The sequence below is a fragment of the Flammeovirga sp. AWQ4_249 genome (assembly GCF_056161045.1).
Genome location: NZ_JBSWYJ010000008.1, coordinates 176894 through 189806 on the forward strand (window position 1 = coordinate 176894; position 12913 = coordinate 189806).

General features: G+C 34.3%; 11 protein-coding genes. 8 read left to right on the forward strand and 3 right to left on the reverse strand.

The genetic code is table 11. The features are described from left to right. Positions 1-8: 8 nt before the first annotated feature. From ACXAHM_RS09040 to fsa, 5 genes are all read left to right on the forward strand, one after another. Positions 9-1031 (forward strand): LacI family DNA-binding transcriptional regulator, encoded by a 1023-nt coding sequence (locus tag ACXAHM_RS09040; protein ID WP_474960105.1) that lies wholly within the window; start codon positions 9-11, stop codon positions 1029-1031. 265 nt (positions 1032-1296) lie between these two features. Then, positions 1297-2646 carry a xylose isomerase gene (gene xylA, locus ACXAHM_RS09045; RefSeq protein ID WP_474960106.1) on the forward strand — a complete coding sequence of 450 codons (1350 nt, stop codon included), beginning with the start codon at positions 1297-1299 and terminating at the stop codon, positions 2644-2646. 128 nt (positions 2647-2774) lie between these two features. Beyond that, positions 2775-4196 carry a D-xylose transporter XylE gene (xylE, locus tag ACXAHM_RS09050; protein ID WP_474960107.1) on the forward strand — a complete coding sequence of 474 codons (1422 nt, stop codon included), beginning with the start codon at positions 2775-2777 and terminating at the stop codon, positions 4194-4196. A 9-nt stretch (positions 4197-4205) separates the two neighbouring features. After that, positions 4206-5714 carry a xylulokinase gene (locus ACXAHM_RS09055; protein WP_474960108.1) on the forward strand — a complete coding sequence of 503 codons (1509 nt, stop codon included), beginning with the start codon at positions 4206-4208 and terminating at the stop codon, positions 5712-5714. Positions 5715-5723: 9 nt separating this feature from the next. Continuing rightward, positions 5724-6386, forward strand: a complete 663-nt coding sequence (gene fsa / locus ACXAHM_RS09060; protein WP_474960109.1) for a fructose-6-phosphate aldolase — start codon at positions 5724-5726, stop codon at positions 6384-6386. Here the strand turns inward: fsa and ACXAHM_RS09065 are convergent. After that, positions 6358-6792, reverse strand: a complete 435-nt coding sequence (locus tag ACXAHM_RS09065; protein ID WP_474960110.1) for a hypothetical protein — start codon at positions 6790-6792, stop codon at positions 6358-6360. The genes fsa and ACXAHM_RS09065 overlap by 29 nt on opposite strands. Before the next feature lie 309 nt (positions 6793-7101). On the opposite strand from ACXAHM_RS09065, the gene ACXAHM_RS09070 reads away from it, so the two are divergent. Both ACXAHM_RS09070 and ACXAHM_RS09075 read left to right on the forward strand, forming a co-directional pair. Further along, positions 7102-8220 (forward strand): tyrosine-type recombinase/integrase, encoded by a 1119-nt coding sequence (locus ACXAHM_RS09070; RefSeq protein WP_474960111.1) that lies wholly within the window; start codon positions 7102-7104, stop codon positions 8218-8220. Positions 8221-8374: 154 nt separating this feature from the next. Then, a complete protein-coding gene (locus ACXAHM_RS09075; protein WP_474960112.1) occupies positions 8375-8833 on the forward strand; it encodes a hypothetical protein in 459 nt (152 codons plus the stop codon). A gap of 280 nt (positions 8834-9113) precedes the next feature. On the opposite strand, the gene ACXAHM_RS09080 is transcribed toward ACXAHM_RS09075, so the two are convergent. Next, entirely contained in the window at positions 9114-10262 is a 1149-nt protein-coding gene (locus tag ACXAHM_RS09080) for an IS91 family transposase (protein WP_474960113.1), read from the reverse strand. Next, complete coding sequence (locus ACXAHM_RS09085; RefSeq protein ID WP_474960116.1) at positions 10225-11121, reverse strand: tyrosine-type recombinase/integrase; 897 nt, start codon at positions 11119-11121, stop codon at positions 10225-10227. The genes ACXAHM_RS09080 and ACXAHM_RS09085 overlap by 38 nt, the downstream gene beginning before the upstream one ends. A 213-nt stretch (positions 11122-11334) precedes the next feature. Here ACXAHM_RS09085 and ACXAHM_RS09090 point away from each other — a divergent pair, with 213 nt between their 5' ends. Beyond that, the gene (locus ACXAHM_RS09090; RefSeq protein ID WP_474960114.1) at positions 11335-12324 is read left to right on the forward strand and encodes a PDDEXK nuclease domain-containing protein; all 990 of its coding nucleotides are present in this window, start codon (positions 11335-11337) and stop codon (positions 12322-12324) included. Positions 12325-12913 lie beyond the last annotated feature (589 nt).

A 12913-nucleotide genomic window follows, 5' to 3' on the forward strand; every position in this document is an offset into this window, starting at 1 on the left:
CATTCTTCATGAGCAAAGTCTATACTATTCACGATATCGCTGTTCGATTAAATATTTCAAAGTCTACTGTTTCAAGGGCTTTGAGAAATCATCCTGATGTTAGTAAAGAAACAAAGACTTTGGTATTTGAAATGGCTGAAAAATTGAATTACCAAAAAAACATTTTGGCGTCAAACTTAGCAAGTAAAAATACAAATCTTATTGGAGTTGTAATTCCTGAAATCTCAAGACAACATTTTTTTGCCCAAGCCTTAAGTGGTATTCAAAAAGTAGCCAAAGATCATGGTTACATTGTGATGGTTTGTCAATCGAATGAAGAACTCTTGGAAGAAATCAATCAAGTGAAAGCTCTCATAAATAGTCGAGTAGCAGGTATCTTGATATCTTTATCAAAAGAGACAAATGATTATAAACATATTACTAATGCACAAAATAGAAATATCCCTATCGTTCTTTTTGATAGAGGAGCAGAAAAGCTTGATATATCACAAGTTTTAGTTGATGATTATAAAGGTGCCTATCAGATTACCAAACATTTAATTGATCAAGGGTATCAAAATATTGCTCATTTAAGTGGTCCAATGTCATTATCTATTAGCCAAAAAAGATACAATGGATTTATTGATGCACTGAAAGATTCAGGAAGGTCTTCTACAGAAGCACATGTATTGCAATGCGATAACTTAAGCTTAGATGCCAAAGAAGCAACACATCGTTTGTTAGCCTTAAAAAAACGTCCAGAAGCTATTTTTTGTATGAGTGACTACATGGCAATTCAAGTTTTAAAAGAATTAAAAGTACAAGGGATAAAAGTACCAGAAGATATTGCCTTAGCAGGTTTTGCAGGAGACCCAATGACGGAAATTGTCGAACCCCAACTTTCTACTGTAGAACAACCTGCTTTTATTATTGGTGAACAAGCAGCAAAGAGATTGATCATGGAAATCGAATCAGAGGATAGAGAAACATTGGGGTATGTTCATAAAATACTAGAAACAAAACTTCATGTTAGAGAATCTTCTCTATTATAATAGAAGTAAAAAATAAGAACTTTGAAGCAGGATAAAGTACACACTTTATCCTTTTTTTGTGCCCTGAAATTTATTCATAAGATTCTTGAAAATCACGTTTTTTTGTATTGAAACTAGTACCGGGAGCGGTTGCGAACACGGTTTCATTTTAAATTTCAGGTGAATAATTTGTACCCAAAAGCCTGTACCTACTAAATAGAAGACATAGATCGATCACTCAGAAAGACAAAAGATATAATTCAAAAGAAATTTTTAAAAGTAAGAAATGATGAATCAAACAGTAGAATCTAAAGTAGCATTAGGCGATGTAGAATACTTCAAAGGTATCGACAAAATTAAGTATGAAGGTCCAGAATCAAAGAACCCTCTTGCTTTCCGTTTCTATGATGAAAACAGAGTAGTAGCAGGTAAAACAATGAAAGAACACTTCAAATTCGCAGGTGCTTATTGGCATAACATGTGTGGAGAAGGTTCTGATCCTTTTGGTCCTGGTACACGTCTATTTCCTTATAAAGATATCAATGATCCTATCGAGAAAGCAAAAGCGAAAATGGATTTTGCTTTTGAATTTTTCACAAAATTAGGATTGCCATACTACTGCTTCCATGATTTTGATTTAGTAGATGAAGGTTCTTCTGTATTAGAATCAGAAAAAAGATTAGACGCTATTGTTGACTATGCAAAACAAAAACAAGCGCAGTCAGGTGTGAAATTATTATGGGGTACTGCCAATGCATTCTCTAACCCACGTTATATGAATGGAGCGTCTACAAACCCTGATTTTAATGTAGTTGCACAAGCAGGTACGCAAGTAAAAAATGCTTTAGATGCAACAATTGCTTTAGGCGGTGAAAACTATGTATTCTGGGGTGGTCGTGAAGGTTATATGAGCCTTTTAAATACGGACATGAAAAGAGAGCAAGAGCATATGGCTCAGTTCTTACACATGGCAAAAGATTATGCAAGAAAACAAGGTTTCAAAGGAAATTTCTTTATTGAACCAAAACCAGCTGAACCATCAAAACACCAATATGATTTTGATTCAGCAACAGTATTAGGATTCTTAAATCAATATGGTTTACAAGATGATTTCTTTTTAAATATAGAAGTAAATCACGCTACTTTAGCCAACCATACTTTCACACATGAGTTGCAAGTTGCGGCAGATGCTGGAAAGTTAGGGTCAATTGATGCTAATAGAGGTGACTATCAAAACGGTTGGGATACAGATCAATTTCCGAACAATTTATATGAGATTATTGAAGCCATGTTAGTTATTCTTCCAGCGGGAGGTTTCCAAGGTGGTGGTATCAATTTCGATGCAAAAGTAAGAAGAAATTCTACGGATTTGGTGGATATGTTCTATGCTCACATTGGTGGTATGGATATCTTTGCTAGAGCATTACTTGTTGCCAATGATATTTTAGAAAATTCAGACTACAATAAGGTGCGTTCTGATCGTTATGCTTCATTTGATTCAGGTGAAGGAAAACTTTTTGAAGAAGGAAAACTTTCTTTAGAAGATTTACGCAATATTGCTATTAAAACAGGTGAGCCAATTCCTACTTCTGGACGTCAGGAGTACATGGAAAACCTGATCAATTTGTATGTTTAAGAAATAGTATAAACAATGGACAATTGATAGTGAATCAATTGTCCATTCTTCTTATAGAACAGAAGACTTTTTAATTCGACTAACTTTCTCATCAAAACGACAAAAACAAAACATAACAATTCACTGAAATGGAAGAAAAATTATTACTCGACAAGGAAGGAAAACAAAAGGATATAAGCAAAGGTGACGGAAAAGTAGACTTTCAATTTATACTCACTGTAACATTAGTAGCAGCTTTAGGAGGATTACTTTTTGGTTATGATACTGCGGTTATTTCAGGGGCCATTGGTTCATTGGAAACATTTTTTGGATTAACTGCCATAGAAAAAGGCTGGGCAGCGTCAAGTGCCTTGATAGGTTGTATCGGTGGTGCAGCAGTAGCTGGTCGTTTAGCCAATCAATTGGGAAGAAAAAAATCACTCATCATAGCGGGAGTTCTTTTCTTCATTTCTGCTTTAGGTTCTGCCGTGCCTGAAGCTTTTACTACGTTTATTATTTTTAGAATTATTGGAGGAATTGGTGTAGGTATAGCATCTATGTTATCACCAATGTATATAGCCGAAATTGCTCCGTCAGAATATAGAGGAAGATTGGTTTCATGTAATCAATTTGCCATCATCTTTGGTATGTTAGTCGTTTATTTTGTGAATTATTTTATTGCGTCTCAAGGGGATGCTTCATGGAATGAAACGGTAGGCTGGAGATGGATGTTTGGCTCAGAATGTATTCCTGCTCTATTATTTACAGGTTTATTATTTATTGTGCCAGAAAGCCCAAGATGGTTGGTGATGAAAGGGAAAGAACAAGAAGCATTGACTGTTTTAGAGAAGATTTCAGAAAATCCATCGCTGAAAATTCGTGAAATTGTACACTCTCTACATCAAGATGATACAAAAGAAAAAGTAAAAATCACAGGACAACCTTATTTGATGATCGTAATGATTGGTGTGGCTTTATCAGTATTCCAACAGATCACAGGCATCAATGTATTTTTATATTATGCTCCTGAAATTTTCAAACAATTAGGAGGTGGAGATACAGATACAGCATTACTCCAAACTATCGTTGTTGGAGCAGTTAATTTATTATTTACTGTGATTGCCATCTTCTCTGTAGATCGTTTTGGTAGAAAGCCATTAATGATGATCGGAGCCCTAGGTATGGGTGTCTGTATAGCTGCAATTGGTACAGCAGCCTATTTTGGAAATACAGATGTTTGGTTATTATTCTTTGTATTGGGCTACATTGCATGTTTTGCACTTTCATTAGGACCAGTTACCTGGGTTTTATTATCGGAGATTTTCCCTAATGCTATTCGTTCGACAGGTTTAGCAATCGCTGTGGCTTTCCAATGGATCTTTAATTTCATCGTGTCTCAAACATTCCCAATGATGATGGATGATGAATACTTATTCTCTACATTCCATGGTGCTTTCCCATTCTGGGTATATGGATCAATGTGTTTAGTCACGATTCTTTTTGTATGGAAAATGGTACCTGAAACAAAAGGGAAATCTTTAGAAGAAATGGAAACGATTTGGAATAAATAATTTGATACAATGCAATTTTTAGGATTTGATATAGGAAGCTCTTCAGTAAAGGTTTCCGCTATAAATGAACAAGGTGAGGTAGTTGCTTCAGCACAATATCCTGACCAGGAAATGAAGATTGATGCACCTGAACCAGGCTTTGCAGAACAAGATCCTGCCATGTGGTGGGAAGCAATCCAAAAAGGTATTGCTCGATTACATCAACAAGAGGCATTCACTCCTAAGCAAATTGGTGCTATTGGTATTACTTATCAGATGCATGGTTTGGTGATGGTAGACAATAATAAAGAAGTTATTCGTCCTTCTATCATTTGGTGTGATAGCCGAGCAGTAAAGATCGGTGAGCAAGCATTTGAAGCTTTAGGTGCTACTTTTTGTTTAGAAAACTTCATGAATTCACCAGGTAACTTTACGGCTTCAAAACTCAAATGGGTAAAGGAAAATGAACCGGAAAACTTTGCGAAATGCTATAAGTTTATGTTACCAGGCGATTATATTGCTTTACAATTATCAGGAGTTATTAATACAACAATCAGTGGGTTGTCTGAAGGGATTCTATGGAATTTTAAGGAAAATAGATTGAATACTGAACTATTGGATCATTATGGTATTCCTTTAGATTTTATTCCTGAAGTAAAAAATACTTTTGATCAGCATGCTGTCATTACTGACGAAATAGCAGAACAATTAGGTTTAAATTCAGGGATCCCAATTACATACAAAGCAGGAGATCAACCGAATAATGCATTTTCATTAAATGTTTTAAACCCTGGAGAAATTGCAGCGACTGGCGGTACATCAGGTGTGGTTTATGGTGTGACTGAGGATACAAAATGTGATTTGAAATCAAGAGTAAATCCTTTTGCTCATGTCAATCACAGAGAAGATCTTAATCGTTTGGGAGTTTTATTATGTATCAATGGTACAGGTATCGCCAACTCTTGGTTGCAAAAAAATATGATAGGTGGGGCAAGTTATGAACAGATGAATGCCGCTGCGGAAAAATCCCCAATTGGAGCAAATGGAGTAAGTTATTTACCATTTGGAAATGGAGCAGAAAGAGTACTTGAAAACACATCTACTGGAGCGACTTATACAGGAATAGACTTCAATAGAAATGATCAAAATGATTTAGTGAGAGCCACTCAAGAAGGAATTGTTTTTTCTTTCCAATATGGAATAGAAGTAATGAAAGAAATGGGATTAGATCCTAAAGTAATTCGTGCTGGAAAAGCCAATATGTTTTTAAGTCCATTATTCAGACAGACATTAGCCAATGTCACTGGAGCACCCATTGAATTGGTGAATACAGATGGTGCACGTGGAGCTGCTACGGCAGGAGCTGTTGGTGTAGGTCATTTCAAATCTTTTGAAGAAGCATTTGCCTCTTTACAAGTGTTGGAAACAATTCATCCTAAACAAGAGGAGTTACCAGCAACACAAGAGGCATATAAAGCATGGAAAAAGGTACTTGAAAACTATAGTGCACAAACAGAGAATATATTACAATCCAACTAATTATATACGATGAAATTTTTTATTGATACAGCTAACATTCATGATATCGAACAAGCTTTCGATATGGGTATTTTGGATGGTGTTACGACTAATCCATCTTTAATGGCTAAAGAAAATATTGTAGGACAGGAGAATATTATAGCACATTACAAAAAAATCTGTGATATCGTAGAAGACAAAGTATCTGCTGAGGTACTTTCAACAGATTTGGAAGGAATGATTGCAGAAGGTGAAATGTTAGCCGCTATCTCCCCAAAAATCGTAGTGAAAGTTCCTATGATTAAAGACGGTTTGAAAGCGATTAAACATTTCTCTAAAAAGGGTATTCGTACGAATTGTACATTAATCTTCTCTGCAGGTCAAGCCTTATTGGCCGCAAAAGCTGGGGCAACGTATGTTTCTCCGTTTATCGGAAGATTGGACGATGTTTCTCAAGATGGGATGATTCTTATTGAAGAAATAAAAGAGATTTTTGACAATTATCCTGAAAATTTAAGTACAGAAATCTTAGCTGCTTCTGTTCGACACTCTATGCATTTATTGAACTGTGCAAAAGTGGGCGCTGATGTAGCGACATGTCCTCTCAAAGTATTTGAAGCGTTGCTAAATCATCCTTTGACAGACAAAGGTTTGGCTCAATTTATCAAAGATGCTGAAACAATGACAGCATAAGATATGTAAGAATAGTTCTAGAAATTTTATGTTCCAAATTTCTGATTTTTATCAAGACTTTAAAAGGGTCGTCATTAGGCGATCCCTTTTTGTGTGCTATTGAAAGTAAATTAAGAACTAATATTCTTCCAAGCATCAAAACTATATTTTTCATATACTCTTGATAATTGACCACTAATAATTTTTTTATTCCTTTTTCCATAATTGGAGCAAAACCAATATCAAAAATAAAGAAATAGGTATTCTTCTGTGTTTTATAGAAAGTTGTAAAATAATTGAAATTAAAATTTCTTTCGTCAAGAGAAGATTTTCTAATCACTGATTTCCCATCATTAAAGAATGACTTTAAAATTCTATAATTTTCATTTAAGATTTTTTCATGAATTTCCTTTTTCTGTTTCTTCATTAAATTAATCCTATTGTGATAAGATGATCTACATAGCGAAGAACAAAATTTGCGGTCTCTTCGACCAGCACCAAAAGCTTTATTACACTCTAAACATACTTTCTCTTCAGAAGTGCTCATTGTCATTATTGAATCGTTATTGTTAGTTTTTGAGAATTAACCGTTTAAAAACGTTTGTAAACGTTTAGTAAACGGATAAAGGTACTTTTTTTTGGAAATTTGTCAAAGAACAATGATAAATTTTCGATAATGACAAAAAAAGACATTTGTATTCGTTTGAATCCCATAAAGATTAACAGTCAAAGATTTGTGAAAATAAGTTTTCCGATGACGGATGGAATCAAAAAACTTATTAAAACTATTCCAAATGTAAAATGGAGTCAGGAGTTAGAATGTGTCTATATTCCAGGTGATTATAAAACAATACAAGCCGTTTTTAATACTTTTAAAGGTATTGCTTGGGTAGATACTAAAGCAGTTTTTCAGAGTAACAATAAAGAGACTTTAAGTAAAGAGGAAGAAGGTTCATATGAAGCTTTGTATAAAAAAATAAAAGAGAATTACTCTCAGACAAAATCAATTCATTTGATTGCACTTGTGAAAAAGTTAGAGCTTTATCGATATTCACTAAATACTGCATATACATATGCTTCTATGCTAGTAAAATATCTTATTTTTCTTGAAAAAAAAGGATATTTAGATATAAAGAAAATAGAAGAGGGGACATTATCTAAAAATCTGCTAGAACAGTTCTTATTTAAGATTGTTTCTTTTGAAAAGAAATCAAGTTCCTATCAAAACCAAGCTTTAAATGCAGTGAAATTTTATTTAGAAAAGGTGCTTGACCGAGATTACTGTTTTTATAACGTGCAAAGGCCTCAGAAGGCTGAAAAGTTACCTGTCGTACTAAGTACAGAAGAGGTGAAAAGTATATTAGGAAATATTACAAATTTGAAGCATAGAGCGATAATGATGACAATTTATTCGGCTGGATTAAGATTAGGAGAATTAATTAACCTTGAGGTCAAAGATATTGATTCAAAAAGAATGCTTATTAGAGTAGAAGGGGGAAAAGGGAATAAAGACAGACAGACAATACTATCAGAAAAAACCTTAAAGATTTTACGAGAATATTTTAAAGTATTCAAGCCAAAAAAGTATTTATTTGAGGGAGAAAAAGAAAAGAAATACGGTAGAACAAGTGTTCAAAAGATTTTAAAAAGAGCCGTATACCAATCAAGGATTAATAAAAAAGTGACAGTACATACTTTACGACATAGTTTTGCTACGCATTTATTAGAAAATGGAGTTGATTTGAGATATATTCAATCCTTATTAGGGCACAATTCCCCAAAAACAACTCAGATATACACTCATGTTAGTACAAAAGTTGTTAGTGAGATAAAAAGTCCATTAGATTGTTTATAATTAATTCATCGATATTAAATTAATTATAAAATATATTTTAATAGTTCAAGTAATTCTGTATTTTTATACTATTGGATAAACGTAATGACCTAATACTTCCAATAATGGCAATATTAGGTCATTGCATTTATATAATGTTAGCTACAATTAGAAAATGAATTTAATTCAGGAAAATACAAAGGATGTTGAATGGTTTACCAGCTTAAGAGAAGTCGAGAAATGGATGGAAATTGATCTTGAAGATTTTGATTGGCATTTTTCTGATGTTGATGGTGGATGGATTCCATTGGAAGACCCGAGATGGGTAACAGGACGAGAATTGAAATCAAAAATTATTGAATTTGATTACCAATTTGTTTGGGCTGTAATTTCAGCATTTCCTTCAGGTACAAAACCTAGGCTAAATGATGAACCTTATGCAGACGGCAATCCAGATTTTTGGAAAGGAAATCCTGAAAAACAACTGAAGGATTCTCTTTTTGAAATAGTTTGTTGGGATAGTAGCGCCACCCTTTGGATTGGTTTGCCAGACGAACTTGGATTAAAAGTTCTAAAAAATGCCCCTGGAATTTCTGATTTGGATGAATTAAATAAAAAAGTAGCTAATAATTAGGGCTTAGTTTGGTTTGCAAAGCCAAAAATTAAGCCCTAGTTGAACAATGGCGGTGCAGCCATGAAATGCAGACTTGTATGGAAATTAGGATGGACTTTTCGATTACTCGGAAGGTCTTTTTTGTGGATACTGTTTTTTCTTTCCTCCGATTTATTGTCGAAAGTTGAATTATTAGAAGAAATCTTCTTTCTTTTTTTGCTGAAACTTGCTCATTTTGGAAAGTCTAGGGTGTAACGTTCCAGGCTTATTTTCATAAGCAAAAAAATGAGGTCAGAAGAAGTTAATTCAAAGTATCCACCACATCACTTTTTGGTTTTGGAGGTGCACGCTGATGAGTAATTCTAGGCATTATCACCATTGTTCTTTCACCACAACAAGGACATTTTTTTGGATCATAACCTAGTCTTTCAACTGAAATTTTAATCCAGTCCCATTCGATGATTTTTGGAGGTTTTTGACCAATGGATACTCTGATTTTCTCCACTCTCTTTTTCTTTATAGCTCCATTGTAAAAGCCAAAATGTCGTATCCTTCGGAAGCCTTTTGGTAGGAGATGTCTAGCATACCTTTGGATGAATTCAATGTCAGAAAGAGTCATCTCTTTTTTCTTTCCACCTTGCCTGTAATCCTTGTACGCGAAAGTGACTTTCCCCTCCGAATAATCTAATAATCGATGATTAGAAATAGCTGTTTTATGCGTATATCTTCCAAGATATTGGATGATTTGTTTCGCTCCGCCAAATGGTCTTTTTGCATAAACTACCCATTCTTTCTGAAAACAATTTCTAGCAATTTCACCTTCGAAAAGTGTTCTTATTGTACTTTTTTCTCTGATTTTATGGATAAGCTTTGCTCTAAACATTTTCGCAAGTCCTTTTGCAGGGAAAAGATATTTCCCTGTTTGATCAGTACTCTTCCAATGTTTACCATGACATAAAGCTCCACCCGGAATAATACAATGTAGATGAGGGTGTAATGTCAAGTTTTGACCCCATGTATGCAAAACGGCAATCATCCCCATTTCACCTTCCAAAGAGACTTTTCCGAAGGTTTTGATTGTCTCCCAAGTCGCTTCAAAAAGGCAATTATACATCTCCTTAGGGTAGTTCAAGAACAGTGAATTTAAGTGATGCGGCACTGTAAAAACTGTATGAAAATAGGGCACATCAAGTACTTCTTCCTCCCGTTTCAAAATCCATTTTTCTCTATACGTTGCTTGACACTTTGGACAATTTCTATTTCTACAACTGTTATAAGAAACACGCACTTCTTTACAATTTTCGCAATGATCCAGGTGCCTTCCCATCTGAGCTGTCCGGCAGATTGTCATGGCATGTAAATCGAATTTTTGCCTAGCCAAAAACTGTGTCGACGTCCTCCAAAACTGTTGTTTATTTAGAATCTGAGCGATCTCTATTTTTGGTTGCATAGATCTTATCGAAAGGAGAAAAAGAATTGGACTTTTTGATGGTAGCAAGGTTTAGATAAATCAGAGTCGTTTGTAATGCTTCATGTCCAAGTAGTTCCTTCAAAGTGAAGGGGTCCATTCCCATTTCGATGCAATGCGTGGCGTAGGTGTGTCTGAGGGTGTGAACAGTAACATGCTTTTGAATACCTATAGCTTTAATAGTTTGCTTAAACATTCTACCAATAGACGTCGTGGCGATATGTTTTTGAAAACCATATCCTTGAAAAAGCCATATTTTAGGATTATCAATTTTGAGATACTTCTCTATCCCAACTTTCATGTTTTCAGAGAGTGGAACGACTCTGTTTTTAGAATATTTTGTATCTCTAACGTAAATCGTCATTCTATTTAAATCAATGTCGCTAACTTTTAGTTGAGCGGCCTCCCTGATTCTCAATCCAGCAGCATAAATTAGCGAAAACATCACTCTATATTTAAGCAATTGAGGAGTTTTAAAGATCAATTTACATTCATCAACTGATAAAATATCAGGAATTGTTTTATTCTTTTTTAATACAGGAAGAGTAATATTTTTTTCTTCACGCCCTGAAAATTTGAAGATATACCTTAAAGCGTATACATAATGTTTGAATGCGGTATAAGAAGTGTTCTCTTTTTCTTTGAGAAAAAGGAGATAATCATTAATTTGATCGTCGGAAAGTTCAATTGGCGTCTTGTTAAAGTGCAATGCTATTTTAGCCATTGACCTGATGTAGTTTTCAAAAGTGGAAGTTGATTTTCCATTGAGTAAAATACTACGATAAAGCTCATCGTAGACTTTTTTAAAACCGTGGACATTTAGTTTCGCCTTGCTTATGATTGTCTCTTTTTTTTCATCTTATGAAGCTTGAAGTTATACAATAAATTAAGATGCAAATATAAGAATACGAGTGCTTTAGCTAGCGTAGCTTTTGTTCAACATCAGCTAATCTCCATCCACCGGTCGACACGCCCGCTGGTCGTAGTTTGCCATTACGTTACACTCTATTAACCTTAAACTAAAAAAGAAGCATTAAATTTTTAACTTTGCTTTATGTCAGACAAAAATAATGAATCACAGTCATTCGAAGAGGTTCTTAAGTTAATTAAAATCTCAAAAGATAAAGCAATAAGAAATATCAATAAAGATTTGATAGAACTTTATTGGAGTCTTGGTGAATATATTTCCAAAAAATGTACATTAGAAAATTGGGGCACAAACGTAGTAAAAAAACTATCTGAATATATTTCTATATCGATTAATAACAATAAGGGTTTTTCTTCTCAAAACTTATGGAGAATGAAGCAATTTTATGAGCATTATAGAAATAAGCCAAAACTCTCACCACTGGTGAGAGAAATAAGTTGGTCAAATAACTTACTAATTATTTCTCATAGTAAATCATTTGAAGAAACAGAGTTTTATCTTAGAATTGTTCAACAGGAAAAATATTCAAAAAGAGAACTACAGAGGCAATTAGATAGCAGTTTATATGAACGTACAATGTTATCGAAAGAAAATATCTCACCAGTGGCGAGAGAAGTTTACCCAAATCTTAATCAACATATAAAAGATAGTTATATTTTTGAGTTTCTTGACTTAAAAGATCAATACTCGGAATATACCTTTCAAAAAGAGATTCTAAAAAACTTAAAAAGCTTCATTTTAGAATTTGGTAAAGACTTTCTTTTTATTGATGAAGAATACAAATTACAGGTAGGAAATCAAGATTACAAAATCGATTTATTATTCTACCACAGGGAATTACATTGTCTCGTAGCAATTGAATTAAAGATAGGGGAATTTAAACCTGAATATATGGGCAAAATGGATTTTTATTTAGGGGCATTAGATAAGTACGTAAAAAAGGGACATGAAAACCCAAGTGTTGGAATAATTTTATGTAAAAGTAAAGATGAAAGTATTGTAGAAATCTCGCTTAATCGAAGTACCTCTCCAACTGTAGTTAGTCAATACGAAACAAAACTATTAGGAAAAGAGATTTTGAGAAATAAATTAGAAGAACTATTTAACAATAAGTAAATACAAACAGAGTGTAACAGCAACTAAACTCCAATCACGGTTGACGCAACCGCTCACAAGTTTAGTCATCACGTTGGTGTGCCACGATGCTGTGGCTTTCCAGTAGGTGAAAATCCTACCTAAGTAATTTACTGTTCTCTTAGAAGAGTTACTGACAGTGATCGCCATGAGGTGGATAGCTGAAGCTCAGTGATCTCAAATAACCAAGCCGTAATACGCAAGTGTGAACCCATAGTAGCTTCGAAAAGGCAGGCGTAGATGGGGAGAGTTTTGACGGTCTCGAACCCTATTACATTGTATGAATAAACAGTAAGGTGAAATACAATGATCTACCGGAGTCATAGGGATGGCGTGGTTATAGATGGAAAGTGACGGAACGTGGGAGATCTGTTATTTCAAAGGTTGGCCACCTTAAACAAGCTGATATAAGTATAGCGAAATTCAGCCTGGTAATAACAGAAGTCGGAGGAGCTCATAGTACTGCTTGACCTTAAGGATAACATAACTTTGAGTTAGGGAAGGAGCTCTACTTTAGAAATGCTTATATGAAAGACAGAACGACCTATATTGACACCGCTCTATTAGTAAG

Bases quoted from the DNA above. Each gene is read 5' to 3' on its own strand.
- ACXAHM_RS09040 (WP_474960105.1), top strand. From the start codon at position 9: ATGAGCAAAGTCTATACTATTCACGATATCGCTGTTCGATTAAATATT.
- xylA (WP_474960106.1), top strand. From the start codon at position 1,297: ATGATGAATCAAACAGTAGAATCTAAAGTAGCATTAGGCGATGTAGAA.
- xylE (WP_474960107.1), top strand. From the start codon at position 2,775: ATGGAAGAAAAATTATTACTCGACAAGGAAGGAAAACAAAAGGATATA.
- ACXAHM_RS09055 (WP_474960108.1), top strand. From the start codon at position 4,206: ATGCAATTTTTAGGATTTGATATAGGAAGCTCTTCAGTAAAGGTTTCC.
- fsa (WP_474960109.1), top strand. From the start codon at position 5,724: ATGAAATTTTTTATTGATACAGCTAACATTCATGATATCGAACAAGCT.
- ACXAHM_RS09065 (WP_474960110.1), bottom strand. From the start codon at position 6,792: ATGAAGAAACAGAAAAAGGAAATTCATGAAAAAATCTTAAATGAAAAT.
- ACXAHM_RS09075 (WP_474960112.1), top strand. From the start codon at position 8,375: ATGAATTTAATTCAGGAAAATACAAAGGATGTTGAATGGTTTACCAGC.
- ACXAHM_RS09080 (WP_474960113.1), bottom strand. From the start codon at position 10,262: ATGCAACCAAAAATAGAGATCGCTCAGATTCTAAATAAACAACAGTTT.
- ACXAHM_RS09090 (WP_474960114.1), top strand. From the start codon at position 11,335: ATGTCAGACAAAAATAATGAATCACAGTCATTCGAAGAGGTTCTTAAG.